At 57.2% G+C, this 15,659-nt stretch carries 11 protein-coding genes; 5 read left to right on the top strand and 6 right to left on the bottom strand.

The genetic code is table 11. The features are described 5' to 3' along the window. Positions 1-58: 58 nt before the first annotated feature. Both ACQYWX_RS29350 and ACQYWX_RS29345 read right to left on the bottom strand, forming a co-directional pair. Entirely contained in the window at positions 59-1,858 is a 1,800-nt protein-coding gene (locus tag ACQYWX_RS29350; RefSeq protein WP_216736044.1) for an ATP-binding response regulator, read from the bottom strand. A 34-nt stretch (positions 1,859-1,892) separates the two neighbouring features. Further along, a complete protein-coding gene (locus ACQYWX_RS29345; protein WP_127974103.1) occupies positions 1,893-2,399 on the bottom strand; it encodes a hypothetical protein in 507 nt (168 codons plus the stop codon). A gap of 368 nt (positions 2,400-2,767) precedes the next feature. Between ACQYWX_RS29345 and ACQYWX_RS29340 the strand changes: the two genes are divergently transcribed. From ACQYWX_RS29340 to ACQYWX_RS29330, 3 genes are read left to right on the top strand one after another with little or no spacing between them, the layout of a single operon-like run. After that, a complete protein-coding gene (locus ACQYWX_RS29340) occupies positions 2,768-3,421 on the top strand; it encodes a glutathione S-transferase family protein (RefSeq protein WP_431687266.1) in 654 nt (217 codons plus the stop codon). A gap of 33 nt (positions 3,422-3,454) precedes the next feature. Next, positions 3,455-6,403 (top strand): hypothetical protein, encoded by a 2,949-nt coding sequence (locus ACQYWX_RS29335; protein WP_431687265.1) that lies wholly within the window; start codon positions 3,455-3,457, stop codon positions 6,401-6,403. After that, entirely contained in the window at positions 6,396-7,292 is an 897-nt protein-coding gene (locus ACQYWX_RS29330; protein ID WP_431687264.1) for a mechanosensitive ion channel family protein, read from the top strand. Before ACQYWX_RS29335 ends, ACQYWX_RS29330 begins: the two co-directional genes overlap by 8 nt. Positions 7,293-7,517: 225 nt before the next feature. On the opposite strand, the gene ACQYWX_RS29325 is transcribed toward ACQYWX_RS29330, so the two are convergent. Next, positions 7,518-8,120, bottom strand: coding sequence for a hypothetical protein (locus tag ACQYWX_RS29325; protein WP_011400375.1), 603 nt, complete (start codon positions 8,118-8,120; stop codon positions 7,518-7,520). A 494-nt stretch (positions 8,121-8,614) separates the two neighbouring features. Here ACQYWX_RS29325 and ACQYWX_RS29320 point away from each other — a divergent pair, with 494 nt between their 5' ends. Both ACQYWX_RS29320 and ACQYWX_RS29315 read left to right on the top strand, forming a co-directional pair. After that, positions 8,615-10,018, top strand: a complete 1,404-nt coding sequence (locus ACQYWX_RS29320) for a sodium:solute symporter family transporter (protein ID WP_431687263.1) — start codon at positions 8,615-8,617, stop codon at positions 10,016-10,018. An 11-nt stretch (positions 10,019-10,029) separates the two neighbouring features. Continuing rightward, positions 10,030-10,932 carry a metallophosphoesterase family protein gene (locus tag ACQYWX_RS29315; RefSeq protein WP_431687262.1) on the top strand — a complete coding sequence of 301 codons (903 nt, stop codon included), beginning with the start codon at positions 10,030-10,032 and terminating at the stop codon, positions 10,930-10,932. On the opposite strand, the gene ACQYWX_RS29310 is transcribed toward ACQYWX_RS29315, so the two are convergent. The 3 genes from ACQYWX_RS29310 to ACQYWX_RS29300 form a co-directional block, all read right to left on the bottom strand. Next, entirely contained in the window at positions 10,881-11,864 is a 984-nt protein-coding gene (locus ACQYWX_RS29310; protein WP_216736051.1) for a calcium/sodium antiporter, read from the bottom strand. The two genes, ACQYWX_RS29315 and ACQYWX_RS29310, sit on opposite strands and share 52 nt — an antisense overlap. 73 nt (positions 11,865-11,937) lie before the next feature. After that, entirely contained in the window at positions 11,938-14,436 is a 2,499-nt protein-coding gene (locus tag ACQYWX_RS29305) for a bifunctional diguanylate cyclase/phosphodiesterase (RefSeq protein WP_431687261.1), read from the bottom strand. Between the two features lie 3 nt (positions 14,437-14,439). Further along, on the bottom strand, positions 14,440-15,510 hold the full coding sequence (locus ACQYWX_RS29300) for a polyamine ABC transporter substrate-binding protein (protein ID WP_431687260.1): 1,071 nt from the start codon (positions 15,508-15,510) through the stop codon (positions 14,440-14,442). Between the last annotated feature and the right edge of the window lie 149 nt (positions 15,511-15,659).

The raw sequence follows: 15,659 nt of genomic DNA, 5'->3' as shown, positions 1-15,659 counted from the left end.
AACAGCGCGGCGCGATAACGTAAAGCAGGTATGAATGTGGCTGGAGGGCCAGGCGCGTCTAGTGCGCCTGTGGGCGACCGAGGTATTTGAAGATAGTGGACTTCATCAGCTCCACGTCGATGGGCTTGAGGATGAACTCCTGAAACTTGAGGCCTAGCCGACTGGCTTCCTGGCTGCCGTTCACATTGGCGGTGACAGCGACGATGGGGATGTCGGCGAGTTCCGGGTCTTCCTGAAAGCGGGAGCAGACATCCAGCCCGGAAGTAGTGGGCAGGTTGAGATCCAGCAGCACCAGTTGCGGACGATAAGTGCGCGCCATGGCGATACCTTGCTCGCCATTGTTGGTGGTCAGCAACTGGACGTTGCGCAGACTGGCGAACAGGCTCTCCATCAAGCGAATGTTGGAGTAGTTGTCTTCGATATAGAGCACCGTGGCTTTGGGCGCAGCCAGAATCTCCAAATCCGGCGGGCGCGGCGACACGGCTTTGACGGCGCTGCGGTCCTGGGCTTTGACCACATCGAGAATCGGGAATTTCACCCAGAACAGACTGCCTTGGCCTTCCTTGGATTTGAAGCCGATTTGCCCGTTCATCAACAGCACCAACTGTTGGCTGAGGGCGAGTCCGATGCCGGTGCCTTCGATCGCCATATCCTGAGCCAGGCGCTCGAAGGGTTTGAATACCTTGTGGTGATCTTTCTTGTGAATGCCGATGCCATTGTCCGCCACGCTCAGGCATAGCATGCCGCTGCGGCTTTCGTGCTCCAGCTCGACCTTCACCCAGCCGCCTTTGCGATTGTACTTGATGGCGTTGGTGAGGAAATTGGTCAGCACCTGAACCATGCGGGTGCGATCCACCTTGATCAGATAATCCAGGCGCACTTCCGGCTCATAGACGCTGATGTTGTTCATCATCGCCATGGAGCGAATCATGGACACGGACTCATTAACCAGAGACTGCACGGAGCAGGGCTCGATACTGATGCTGAGCTGGCCGCTCTCGATCTTGGACAGATCCATGATGTCGTTGATAAGAGAGAGCAGGTGCTCGCTGGCCTTGTAGATTTCGTCGATGTTCTGCATCTGCTCACGGGACAGATTGCGGCTTTCCATCTGCATGAGCTGGGCGAAGCCCATGACCGCATTCAGCGGCGTGCGCAGTTCGTGGCTCATGTTGGAGAGAAAACGGCTCTTGGCGTCGCTGTTGGCCTCCGCCCGACGGCGGTGGAAATCGGCTTCGACCTTGGCCTGTTTCGCCAGATACATCAGCCAGTACAGGGAAATGAAACCGATCAATACGGTTACCGCCAGCACGGACAGCAGCACTTCCGCATAGAAGAAGATATTGGCCAGCTCGTCCCGCTTCGCCACTCGCAGCGTCACCTGCTCCTGGTGGGCGATCAGCGTCAGTTCATGGGCGATGCGGCGGGTTTCGTCGAGCTTGTCGATCAGTTCGGGGAGTATCGGGTCCGGGTCGTTGACGGCGTTGTCGAATAAAGGCGACAGGGCTTCGATCTGATAGGTGACGGAGGTCATCAGGGCCTGGGTTTTGGGCAGCAGGCTGATGGCCTCGCGAAACTCGCCTTTCTTGAACAGATCGGTGCGGCTAAGCAGCACCGAGTAACGGATATCCAGATCTTCCGGCAGGTGGTCGCCATGCTGCAGCGCATGGGCGATGATCAGCATATTCATCACTTCCACTTCGATCTGATGAATAGACCAATACAAATCGTCCTTCGCGACTCGCACCTCCAACGCACCTTCGCGTAACGTGACTATGGTGGCGGTAACGGCGATGGCGAGTATGACTGTTGCGGCGGCTAATACAACACCGAGAATCGACCGAATTCGCTTTACCAAAAATATCTACTCTGAAAATGACGCGTTACGCGGGTTACTCGACTTTTATCTGAACAAGTTGCCATATGCAACGTTGAAAGAAAATTTCATTTTTGGTTTCGGGGACAAGGTCGAAGGGGTAGATGACGAAAACCGGACCTTTTTCCCTGATGTTTAACGTTTCTCCATCTATACGCGTGGCCAGCACGACATCATAGGTTTGAAAATCCTGAATCGGGATGTTGGTGGCGTAGTCGTTCAGAGCGATGGCTTTGACTTTGCCGCCCTGCGCTCCCACCAGTTTCATCAGATCACGCGCCAGCGGGCCGGAAAATGTCTTCGGCGCATCAAACCAGGGCGTACTGGTCTTGATGCTGTGCTGGGGCAGTTGATCGAGCATAGCCAGATCGAATTTCGCTACGTTCCTACCGTTAGTGTTGGCGATTTTACCGCTGACGGTAAGCACGGCCCTTCCCTGTGGCGCATTGAGTCCCTCTGCGAGGGCGGGGGCGCAAATCAATCCCAGCCCGAATACTACCAATATAAGACGCAGTGCTTTCATGACGCCCTCAAATGACCATTTCCTTCATAAAAATAACCGACAAGCATGAGCTTTGAATGACGGACAGGCAAATTTTTTTCGGGCTTTGGACCTCGAATTCTCCCTGCGGAAACGCCTCGGAAGCATGCTGCAGCCGTTCAAGGAACAGTTGTAATTAAATAATAATAGACGGATTCGCATTAAATGCTGAGTCAGTTTCTTATCCGGCCCCATAAATTGACAGAAAAGCGGCCGTTTTCATAGTTCGCCTGCGTAAAAAGATTTTTCCGGCCAAACACACGCAACTCTATGAAATTAATACTTCTTTCACTCGCCATCTAGGATTGCCGGATAATTTGATCTAAAGTTGTCCAGTCAAAGGAGGACTTATGCAAACTGAACTTACTCTCGTTATTGGCAATAAGAATTACTCGTCGTGGTCTTTACGCGCGTGGCTGCCATTGAAGCGCAGCGGGCTGGCGTTTTCAGAGGTGTTTGTCCCCCTGATGACGCCGGGTTACAAAGAAAAACTGTTGGAATACTCCCCGGCTGGGAAAGTGCCGGCGCTGTTGATTGACAGCCGTCCGGTATGGGATTCGTTGGCCATCGCCGAATGGGTGGCGGAACAGAAGCCTGAATTCTGGCCCCGGGACTCTCTGGATCGGGCTTGGGCCCGCGCTGTGACTGCGGAAATGCACTCTGGTTTCTTTGGCGTGCGCGGCTCCATGCCGATGAACTGTCGTGCAAGCGGCCGCCGGGTGGAATTGGATGAGGAGACCCGGGAAGAAGTCGCGCGTATTTGCGAAATCTGGACCCAGTGTCGGGAAGCCTTCGCGGACCGCGGCCCCTGGTTGTTTGGAGAATGGAGTATCGCTGACGCCTTCTACGCGCCGGTGACGTCCCGTTTCCGTACCTATGGCGTTGAAGTCAACGCGGTTTGCGCAGGCTATATTGAAACGACCTGGAGCGATCCGTTAATGCAGGAGTGGCTGACCCATGCCCAGCAGGAAACGCAAGTCATCGAAAAAGGGGAAGTGGGATAACCCCCTCCTGTCTGCGGACGTAATCGAAATTTGATGTCTTCGATGCGCACCTTTCTTTCCGTAGCGTGCGGCGCCAGCCGCCGCTGCGGCATTCCTGTTCCTGCCGTCTTATTGTCGCGATGGCGCTGGGCCCTGATGGGGCTTTTTGCGTTGTTGGCGATGCATCAACCTGCTCTCGCCCGTGATCCTTGCGACGCCATTTCTCTGTTGGAGCAACAATGGCGCGTGCGTCTGGCGGAGTCGCAACGTGATCTGGCGTCTTTCGCCGCGTTGCGACGGGGTGAGGTGGAGCCTGGATTTCAACTATCGCATTTAACGCCGGTGGCGCTGGATGATGATTCCGCCGTAGCGGATTACCTGCAAGTGCTGCGCTCTGACGGCTATCTGCCTATCTCACCGTCGGGGCTGGATCAGTGCGCGCGCCTGCTCAAACCGATGCAGGCGCTGCAGGGGGAGCTGACTGCTCAATTAACCCAACTGCGGGACGCGCGGCTGGCGTTGCTTACTCAACCCGCGGATATCCGATGGGCGTTGCAGCGTCTGCTGTTGAAGCTGGAGCGCCTGCAACCATTGACGGCGGAACTGGCGCAACGTCAGGCGGCGTCGCAAAACGTTGGGCCTGACGCAGCGGTAGCGAGCCCAACCCCGTCTTCGCCGGAGGCAGGTAAATCCGCAACCGACCCTGAAGCCCAGGCCGAAGCGGTGCGCCGCGCCGCCGCCGTAGAGCGTCTGGCGGCGATGAGTCAACGCACGCAGACGTTGCTGGCGGAATTGGCTGCGCATTTATATGTAGACGCAGCGTCCGGGAGCCTGGACGACTTGTGGCCGCAGATCCTGGCGCAGAGCGGCAATCCCGTGCGGGAACTGGCGACGCGGCTGCCGGATTTGCAAGCGCGGCCCCAGGCGCTGGCTGAAGCTATAGAGTCTCTGCGGGTGCAGGCGACTTATCTGCGCAATCACCGCATTGCGGACGATGGCGTGAGAGCTGCGTTGCGCACCTGGCGTGAGCCGCAGCGGGAGTGGACCGGGTTGCGGCAGGAGTTGATCATGCTGCCGGAAATGACCCTGAATGCATTGGTCGGCCCGGTCGTGGAAGAATACAGACTGGCTCAAGAGCGCCACGAGCAAATAACGCTGTTGTCGCTGTGGTCGTTGCAGGTGATTTTGCTGGCCCTGGCCGCCTGGTTGATGGCGCGGGCCGCAGCCTGGTCGACCCAGGCGCTGTCGCAGTTGCAGCGACGACTGTTGCGGCTGCTGGGACAGACCGCCGCCATGCGGCTGGTCAACGGTCTGTTCTGGGTGCTGAAACCCAATGCGCCCTGGCTGATGATCTGGTGGCTGTCCGTCACCCTCAGCAATTTGTCTCCCTCTCATTGGTATCTGTTTCATCTGCTGCGCCCCTTGGGCGTGGCTTACGCGTTGTTCCGCGGCATCCGGGTCATGAGCGAGTGGCTGTTTTCCCGCATGTATGGACAAAGCGGCGTGTTCGTTACTCAGCAGACCGGCGAACTGTTGCGGGCTGAGGCGGGACGTCTGGCGGTCAGCGCCGTGGTGTGTTGGGCGTTGCGGGAAATGGCGTTAGCCACGGGAGGCGGATACGTCTATTTCATCGTACAGAGCGCTGTGATTCTGTATCTGTGGTGTCTGGCGGTGCTGTCGTTGCGTCGTCATGGCGATGTCTGCCGCAAGTTCATTTGCCGGTTGAGTAAGGTGAACTCGCGGGAGTCCTGTTCGCTTCTGCTGGACCGTCCCTGGATCATCCCCTGGTGGCCGCTGCTGTTCATTGTCGCGCAGGGTTGGGATCTGTTGCTGCGTTTGCATCAACTGCTGGGACAGTTCGACGCCTACCGCTCTCTCAGCGTGCGCATTCTGCGCCTGCATCTGGAAACCGCCACCAGCGCGGAGACAGAGGGCGACGACGCGGAAGCGGATGAATATCAGGCCCGCTCTTATCGTTATTGGATGTTGGATCGTCCTCGCGAGGAGCAGGCGGTTATTGCTCAGGACGCACTGCTGGCGACCTTGACCAAACCGGCCGCCGACTGGGCGGAAAAGCCGGGCGAGGACAATATGCTGTTGCTGGTGGGTGAGCACGGCAGCGGCAAGACGTCTCTGGTCAGCCAGTTTGAGAAACATTGGGACAAGACGCCGGTGCGTTTTCTCAGCGCGCCGCCGAAGCTGACTTCCGTGGAAGCGGTGACGGCCTTTCTCGCTGACTCTGCGGCCGCGGGCGCAGACCGAAAGGAAGGGGACGCGCCGGCTGCGCAGAAAAAAGTCGTGATTGTCGATCAGGCGGAAAACTTTTTACTGGCGCAAGTAGGGACGTTGGAGGGCGTCAAAGTCTTCCTGCAGCATCTCAATGACGCTTCTCCAGACACCTTCTGGATTGTCGTCATGCATGCGCCGACCTGGCGTTATCTCAGTCGGGTCTTCCAGCGTCATCATCAGTTCTCCACGATCATCGCCATGCCCAAGTGGAGTCCTACAGATATTCGCAAGCTGCTGTTGTCCCGTCATCATGCCTCACACAGACGCTTGCGTTACGATGAATTGTTGCTGTCGGCGCTGGCGGGCACGGAGTCTGCGTCCTTCAAAGCCGCTGACACCCGCGTCTTCAACCTGATGTGGGAGCTGAGCGCGGGCAATCCATTGACCGCGTTGCATCTGTGGCTGGAATCCGCCCGTTTCGATCACCGCACGGTGGAGATCGGCATTCCCCAGCGTGTGGCGACCTCCGTGCTGAACGCTCTGCAGGACGATGAGTGCTTTATGCTGGCGGCGGTGATTCAGCATGAGAATCTCACCGCGCAGGAGATCGCCGCAGCCACGACTCTGCCGCTGGCGATGGTGCGGCAGACGCTGAAATCCGGCTGCGCGGCGGGTATTTTGTGGGGAGATGAAAAGGACAGATATCGCGTGCATGCGCTTTGGTATCCGGCTTTAACCACTTACCTGGGCAGGAAGAATATTCTGCATGGATAACCAATCAGTCGAAAACTTGTTGCAACTGGGCGGGCTGTTCGAGCCCGGCAAAATTGCGCTGCTGGCCCTGGGTATTTTTATCCTTTGGGGGGTTAACCGGGCGGCCCGGCATTTGTCCGACAGCCTGATGGACAAGCTGCCCAGCCAGCGTTTCCTGACCTTGCAGGTGATCACCTTATTCAGCTTCATCTGGTACATCGGTGGAACCTACTGGCTGCTGGTCACGGTGATCGAACCGCCAAAAGAGTTCCTGCTGGCTATAGGCGGCAGCGCCGTAGTGGCCATTGGCTTCGCGCTGAAGGACATCGCCGCGTCCATGATCGCCGGCATTATGTTGCTGTTTGACCGGCCTTTTCAGGTAGGGGATCGGGTGGCGTTCGGCGATGACTACGGTGAGATTGTCAGCATTGGCCTGCGCTCAGTGCGTCTGCGCACGCTGGACGACAACATGGTGACGATTCCCAACTCCCGTTTTATCACGGAGACCGTTTCCAGCGGCAATACCGGCGCGTTGGACATGATGGTGGTGACGGAGTTTTATCTGTCTCTTGATGCGGATCTGGAACTGGCGCAAAACCTTGTTTATGAAGTGTTGGCCACCAGCCGCTTCATTTTTCTGAAGAAGCCGATCAGTTGCGTCATGACGGAAGTGGCGCTGGCGGATCGTCTGGCGGTGCGCCTGACGGCCAAGGCTTATGTGTTGGACGTCCGCTTTGAGAAGGCGTTCCAAAGTGATGTGGTGATGAGGGTGGAGCGTCAGTTTCGCGCGCACCATATCGCCCGTCCGCAGCGGGACGGCGTGCGTGAAAGCGAAGCCGGGCGTAACGCCGTCGCATCCGCAATACAGAGCACGTCTTATCAACCGCCTGAGGCGCCCGTCGCAGACTGAGCGCAATGGCCGCAACGAGGCGACCAGCGTTAAGCTTTGTCACTGGCGGTGATAAAGAGGTTGGTGCGGAGCATAGCCCGGCGTGTTTCCAACCGCCGGTCAGGCTTGGCTGCGTGTCGGGCGCAAAGGTCCTCCTGGACGGCTGCCCCGCCTGTGCCTGGCGGTGTGTGCGGGAAACGCCGCAATGCAGTTGCGGCGCGCCACATCAGTTACGGAAAACTGGGATCAGCGTTTGAACCAACCTGAGATCTGGTCCAGCCAACCTTTTTCGTTGGCGGCTTTCTCAGGCGAATCCTCTCGGTCCAAATGCATGGCGGTCGCTTCCGACAGACCCGGGGGAAGGTCATATTTCTCCTTGTAGGCGTCGATGCACATCAGCATCTTGCCATAAGCCTCCGAATCCTCGGTTATGCCCCGTAATTCGCAGATGCGTTTCACGGATAGCTCGAACGCTTTCTCAAAGCCATGCTTGTCCACCGATACCGATTTAAACAACGGCTTCCGCCCTGGAAGCTTCACCCGTAGTTTAAATTCCGTGGCGGGCTTGCGGCCCTCCCGATGCCGGGTTTGCAATTGCAAACCGAGGATGGTGCCATCCTCGTGGATCAATGTATCGCCTTTCAACATCATGAGCTGACGAACGGCGGACTGCCATTGTTCCAACCGCTGATCGATTTCCTTCGCCTCTTTCATCGCCCTTTTCATGGCTGATTTCGAGGCCCCTTCAACCCGCACGTAGCGTTGTTGCTCGCGCCCGTTGATGGCGCGGGTAATTCGCAGGTAGGTACGAGTGCTGTCGCTGCTGTCTTTGAAAACGGTAATGCCCATATCAATTCACTTTGCTTGAGGAATGAGGAGCTTTATCAAGCTGATTTCGTATAACGAATTCAGAATTGGATAGTTTTCGAAGAATTGAATATCAATACGCTAAAGCGGTGGTATTGGATCAACCTTGGCAACTATCTATCAGATAACGCTTCCCAGTCCATACAATCTCCCTAAAGATGTTGATACCAAACCGAGGGGCGCCACAAATGATACCGCTCCGATAAGTCCTTGTTCGGATCTTCATTCATAACGCACGATTACTGCTGGTGATCGGCGGCGCGGAATGCGCCTGACCCACTATAAGAGACGACTACAATAACGTCACACCTATCAATATAACCACACTCCGTGATTTTTCAAATAGGCTTCATGAGTACATATGTAAATAATGTCTATTCGTTCGAAATCAAGCTAATTTTAGAAAGTTAAGGAAACTTTAATGCAAATAATTGGTCCTATATTCGCATGTAATTACAGGCCTGTAGGGGTGCTTCATGGCAGCGACGTTTTTGCCGGCTTTCGTGGCGATCATCGCCATTTTCAGTATTTTTCTCTCGCCGCGCGCCAAAAGTGACGGCGCTTTCTTCAAAGGCCTCTCACCGGATGGCCGCCAACCCAGCTTAATAACGCTGATATTTTCACAGGTCACCACCTGGATTTTCGCCAGATCCCTGATGAATGCGGCTATCCTGGGATATTACTATGGCCTGTGGGGCGCGCTGGCCTACGCGGCCTATTACCTTTCTTTTCTGACTGGCGCGGCCATTATCGACAGTCTGCGATTTCGTCACGGTTGCGAGAGCGTTCAGGAATTTTTACGGTTGCGCTTCGGTGGCGCAGGCGCCTCTTGTTATAACCTGGTGATTGCAATTCGTTTAGTTAGCGAAGTATTCGCCAATTTATTGGTGATCGGCATTCTCTTCGGCTCCGATGGTAGTCATGCCTATGTGATCGCCATTCTCGGATTTTCCGCCATCACGCTTCTGTATTCCGCGTTGGGCGGCCTGCATGCCTCTTTGCGCACAGATGTCTTTCAAATGGGCGTTTTTCTGGTTGTCCTCGCCGCACTGGTAGCGGTGGCGCTCACTGCGGACGACTTCAGTTTCGCGACGCTGTTGTTCAAACCCTTCGTCATTGACGATCCCGGACCTATCCTGCTGGCGGTGGCGCTGTTGCAGGTATGGAGTTATCCCATGCATGACCCGGTCATGATGGACCGCGGCTTCCTGGCGGACAGGCAAACTACGCGGAAGAGCTTTGCTCACGCCGCCTGGATCAGCAGTCTGTGCATTACGCTGTTTGGATGTCTGGGCGTGTTCGCCGGCGCGCAGGCGCTGCAGGGCGAAGACATGAATGCGGCGCTGACCCGGTTGCTGGGAGAAACGCCGATGCTGATATTCAGCGCCGCTCTGGTGGTGTCGGCGATGTCTACGTTGGATTCCACACTGGCCAGCTCGGCGAAGCTGGCGGCGGTGGACATGGGGCTGTTGCGCCCAACGCTGGCTAACGGCCGTGTCGCGATGGCGTTGTTTATGGCGGCCGGTTTGCTGTGCGTTTTCTTTGGTAGCAAGGATCTGTTCGCCGCCGTGGCGGTGAGCGGAACCGCATCCATGTATCTGACGCCTGTGGTGTTTTTCTCTTTGTGGCGGGATTGGCGTGATGTGCCGCTATGGAGCTATTTAACCAGCTTCTGCGTGGCGGTGGGGGGCGCGGCGCTGTATTTCACGGAGTCGTCCAGTTACAGCAACCTGATTGAGCCGCTTTTCGGCGTTAGTCATAAATACAGCAAACTGTTGCTGATTTCCCTGGTCGTGATGGCGGTGGGATGCGCCGCTTTTTGGGTGGGGGCGCGCTTTCCGTTTCGTTCGTCCCGGACGCCGCAACCGGCGCTGGAGTGAAGGCGGCTCACATGACTTTGATGCAAAAGACCCTTGATCTCGGAACCTTCGATGACACTGTCTTGGTGTTTGGCGGTCCCTACGGCAATCTTCAGGCGACCCTGGCGTTGCGAAAGCAGGCGGAGGCATTGGGCGTCACCCCGGATCGCGTCATTTGCACCGGGGATGTCGCCGCCTACTGCGCGGAACCGCAGGAGGTGGTGGAGGCCTTGCGCGATTGGGGCGTACAGGTGTTGATGGGAAACTGCGAGGAGTCCCTGGCTGCAGACGCCGCCGACTGCGGGTGCGGATTCACTGCTGGCAGCCAGTGCGCGGTGTTGTCGGAAGACTGGTACAGCTACTGTCGTCAGGCTTTGACCGCGGAGGCCAGGGCCTGGATGGGGGCGTTGCCTCGTCGTATCCAGTTTCGGCTGGGTCCCTGGCGCGCAGCGGTGATACATGGCGGCGCTGAGAGGCTGAATCGATTTATCTTCGCGTCCACGCCGCTGGAGATCAAACAAGAAGAAATAGCGCACTGCGATGCGGATCTGATGATCGCCGGCCATTGCGGCATTCCGTTCACTCAAGCGGTGAATGGTGCGGTCTGGCATAACCCGGGCGTCATCGGCATGCCCGCCAATGGTGGCTCCCCGGATGTGTGGTGGGCGTTGCTGCGGGTGGATAGCGAAGGACAGTTGCGCATTCGCCACCAGCGGCTGAGTTACGATTATCGCGTCGCTCAGGAGAGGATGCGCCACAGTGGTCTCGATAATGGCTATGCCAGCGCGCTGTCCAGTGGATTATGGCCCAGTATGGACGTGTTGCCCGCCGCGGAACGCACGCAGCAAGGCGAGTCTCTCTCTTTTCCAGAGGAACTGGTGTTTCAGGCGAGAGACGCCTGCGACAGCGCTGACTGCACTAACCAGATTGTGTAGGCGGCGTAACAGGCGATCAGCAACCCGCCTTTGGTGCGGTTGATCAGGCCCTGGTTGGCGCGGCTATAACAGAATGCGAACAGGGTGATAGTGAGGAAACCCATGACCGGGAAATCCCGATAGAGAATATCCGATTCCGTGGTCAATGGGTGGATGGCGCCGGCGATGCCGATCACCGTCAGGGTGTTGAACAGGTTGGAGCCGATGACGTTGCCCAGGGCGATATCGTGTTCTCCCTTGCGGGTGGCGGCGATGGCGGAGGCCAGCTCCGGCAGCGAGGTGCCGATGGCGACGATGGTCAGGCCGATAATCAGATCGCTGACGCCAAAAAACGAGGCTGTCTCCACTGCGCCCCACACCAACATGCGGGAGCTGGCGGTGAGCAGCAGCAAGCCGATGACGAGCCAGAACAGCGCCATCTTCAGACTCATATGGTCCTGCTCGTATTCCGATTCCAGCTCGCCCACCAGGGCGTCGCCATCTCCCTTTAGCCCGGTCATGATCGACCAGCCCATCACCACCACAAAAATGCAGAGCAGGATGAAGGCGTCGGTTCTGCTCAGGTGTTTATCCAGCAACAGTAAGATGGCGACGGCGCTGACGCCGATCAAGATGGGAAGTTCCCGCCGCACGATGCCGGACTTAACGGCGATAGGGCTTAACAGGGCGGTGACGCCGAGGATCAGAGCGATATTGGTAATGTTGGAGCCGACGGCGTTACCCAGCGCCAGACCGGGACTGCCCTCCAGCGCCGCCAGGGCGGACACCACCATTTCCGGCGCAGAGGTGCCGAAGCCGACGACGACCATGCCGATCAACAGCGCGGGCATGCCGGCGTGTTTGGCGGTGGCGGCGGCGCCGTCCACAAAACGGTCCGCGCTCCATAGCAGGACGATTAACCCGACGAAAATAGCGGCTGCGGCGATCAGCATAGGCTCCTCTATGCGGCGTTAACGTTGAGGGCCGTAATCTATCAGATACTTAGCGCCAGCCCAAGGGGAGGGATCAGGGGCGCCAGCTCGACTCCACTTGGGTATGTTGCCGCAGAAAATCGCGCATGCCGTCCGCCGGAAGCGGCTTGGCGACGTAGTAGCCCTGGATCAGATCGCAGCGATGCAGACTGAGGAAATCCAGTTGCGTGCGCTCTTCCACGCCTTCCGCCACCACCTCGATACTGAGCTCTTTGGCCAGCGCCAGAATCGCCTTGATGATCGCCCGACCCTGGCTGTCGTGATTGATTTTGTCGACGAAGGATTTGTCGATTTTGAGCTGGTCGATCGGCAGGTCGCGCAGCGATGCGAGGGAAGAATAACCGGTGCCGAAGTCATCCATGGAGATGCTTACCCCCAGGTTCTTCAGCGCGTTCAGTTTGTCCACGCCCACCTTGCCGGACTGCATCATGGCGGTCTCGGTGATTTCCATGTCCAGGCAGTCCGGGTTCAGGCCGCTCTGGGCCAGCGCTTCCCGTGTAACGGCGACGATATCGGTGGCGCTGCCGAACTGCAGCGCGGAAATATTTACCGACATGCGGATTTCGTCCAGGCCTTCAGCTTGCCATTGCCGGCACTGGCGGCAGGCCTCTCTCAGCACCCAACTGCCGATTTCGATGATCTGGCCGGTTTCCTCCGCAATGGGAATAAACTCCACCGGGGAGACGAAGCCGCGCTCGGGATGACGCCAGCGCAGCAGCGCTTCGCAACCCATTACATTTCCCGCCAGCGCGGACACCTGGGGTTGGTAGTAAAGCTCGAACTGTCCTTTCTGCAAAGCGCTGCGGATGTCGCTGATAATTTGATGCCGCTCCACCGCCATCTGATTCATTTTCTTGTCGAAATACTCAAAGCCATTACGGCCCTGGCGCTTGGAGTGATACATGGCGATATCCGCGCACTTCAGCAGCTCATGGGCGTCCTTGCCGTCTTCTGGATAGACGGCGATGCCTACGGAAGCGCCGAGCAGAAAGCTGTGGGACTCAATGAGGAACGGCGCCTGCATGGCGTCCAGCAGTCGTTTCACTATGTGGGAAATGTCCATGGGCGAGTGCAAATGGTTGACCACGATAGCGAATTCGTCGCCGCCGATGCGCGACATTTTTGTCGCTTCCATGGCCTCATGCTGCGCGGACATATCCGCCACCAGATCCTCTGCGCGCAAGACGTTGTGCAGACGCTGGGAAATTTCCTTCAGCACCAGATCCCCAGCTTCATGGCCAAGAGAATCATTAACGTCTTTGAAGCCGTCGATGTCGATGTACAGCAGGCCGAGGCGGAAGTTATGCCGCGCCGCTTCGGTGATGGCGCGATGCAGAAATGCGCCGAAAGTATGTCGGTTGGCCAGCCCGGTCAGACTGTCGTGATAAGCGATGAAGGTCAGCTTGGACGCCGTGGCGCGCAGGTTGCCGTCCATATTCTTGAAGGCTCTAGCCAGCTCGCCGATTTCATCCCGTCGTCGCAAGGTGGATTGGAAATCCCGGGCGGCTTCCGGCGGCGTGTCAGCGTGGCTTTCTCCCAGCAGCTGGGCTAACTGAGTGACCCGCGAAATCGGCTTGATCAACTGACCGTGCACCACGCTGAATATCAGTGCGCTGGTGATCACGATCAGCACCAGGGTCAGCCAGGCGACTTGATTGGCCAGATAGAAGGCGTTTTCCTTCAGCTCGCTCATCGGCCAGACGCCGACAATACGCAGATCGGGCAGCACTTCCTTTTGCAAGGTCAAATAGTAATTTCCCGGTTCGCCAATGACGACCGCTTCACCGTTTTCAGAAGGAGAGGGGAGATGCTTGAATATTTCGCGATAGCCAGAGTGATGCTCTCCATCTTCCGGCAAATAGGGGGTTCCTGAGGCGTCGACCAGCATCACGTGGCCGTGCTTGCCGATATGGGTGGACTGAATGTTTCTGGCGATATCGTCCAGGCGGCTGGCGATCACCAGACTGCCGGCGCGGTCGCTTTCGTCGATGGTTCTCCAGTCCGTGAAAGTGGATAGCGAAATGGACGCGCCCACCAACAGCAGCGGCGCTCCTGATACGGCGCGGATGACGCAGGTCTTCTCTTTTTCTGGCTGTCCCTTGTCCGCGTTGATCCAGGCCTGCGTTATGGCGTCGGCGTTGTCTTTGTACGCCGCCTGGGGAAGGCTGGTCTGTGGCTTGCCGTCCGTGTCCAGTATCCGCATGTCGATGTATTCAGGGAATATCTCCTGGTAAGAGCGGAACAGCTCCAGCACCGGGCGGTAAAACAGGAAGAAGCGCTGCTCCTCGTCATCGGTCATGAAGTACTGACGGATCAGGTTTGATTTGGAGATCAGGCGCAGATTGCCCTGTGCGACATCCACCCGGCGTTGCAGGTTCGTCTGGGCCACTATCAATTGATCCACCAGTTGATCATTCACCTGCTCCAGAAAATTTTCCGACTGGCGGTGATACAGCAGCAGCCCGGCGACGATCAATGGCAACATGATCAATGGCAGCAGCATCAATGTAATTCGGGTTTTGAGTCTGAACATGCGTTACTGAGACGTGATGGTGACAAAGTCTGCGATCACCCTCCGCATCGTCGAGGCGGGAAGGCGCTCTAATTGCTCAAAGCGCGCCAGACTCTTGGCGGAGGGGTAAATCACGGGGTTATTCAGAAAGCTTTTGGGCAGTCGCTGCTCCGCCCCGATATTGGCGGTGGCGAAAAAGATGCTTTTGGTGTTGCGGGCGTTGATCTCCGGGTCGTGAATAAAGTTGATGAACTGCAACGCGAGGTCCTTGCTGTCCGACTTGGTCAGGACGGCGATGGAGTCCAGCCACAGTCCGCTGCCCTCCATGGGGTAAACAAAGTCGATATTGGCGTTGCGCTGCATCAGGTTCAACGCGTCGCCGTTGTACGCCATCGCCATCCATACTTCGCCGCTGAACAAGTCTGCTCCTTCGCCCGCCAGAGGGTTGCGGTAGGCGCGAACGTAAGGACGCTGTTTACGCAGCAGGTCCGCAGCGGCGTTCAGTTCAGTTTCATCGACGGAGTTGACGGAATACCCCAATGACTTCAATGCCATACTGAAGGCCGTCGTGGCGGTGTTGATGACCAGGATTTTGCCCTTCAGCGCCGCCACCGGGCGAAACAGGTCCATCCATGAGGTCGGCGGTCGCGGCGCCAGATCCTTGCGATAAATAATGCCGATGCTGCCCCAGGCGTAGGGAACGGTCTGCAGCTCCTGCGGGAGATCCTGCTTTTTCAGGGGATAGCGCACGTATCTCAGGTTGGGCAGGTCGGATTTGCGGAAAGTTTCCAGCCAGCCTTTGGCGTGGTAGGGCTCGCGCATCAACTCATCAAAGACCAGCAGATCGAACCCGGCTCCGCCGGTGTTGGCCATGATCAGGTCGCGCTCGTCATCGTCCTCATAATAGACCTGACGTACTTTGACGTTGTATTTGGCTTCAAAGGCCTCAATCACCTCGGGAGCCATGTAATCTTCCCAGGTGAGAATCACCAAAGTATCCTCCGCAACAGCCGTCGCACTGGCCGCAATGCCTGATAACACGAGGCATAAAGTGAGCGCGAGGCCGCCTCTTAACAAGGGCGTGAAAAGACGCATGCTGATTCCTGAAAGTCCCCGTCAGCTCCGCCGTAAACCCGGGAATGGCGGGCGCTGGTGTTTTTCTTGGTTATAGTGAGTATAGATGAGTCCGTGAAGATGGCGTTGGCGGGCGCTCTTTTTTCATGCAAGGGTGAAGGCGTTCTGGC

The sequence above is a fragment of the Hahella sp. NBU794 genome (genome assembly GCF_050749805.1).
Classification (GTDB): domain Bacteria; phylum Pseudomonadota; class Gammaproteobacteria; order Pseudomonadales; family Oleiphilaceae; genus Hahella.
Note: the sequence above shows the minus strand (reverse complement) of the source record. Positions and strands in the feature narration are given on the sequence as shown.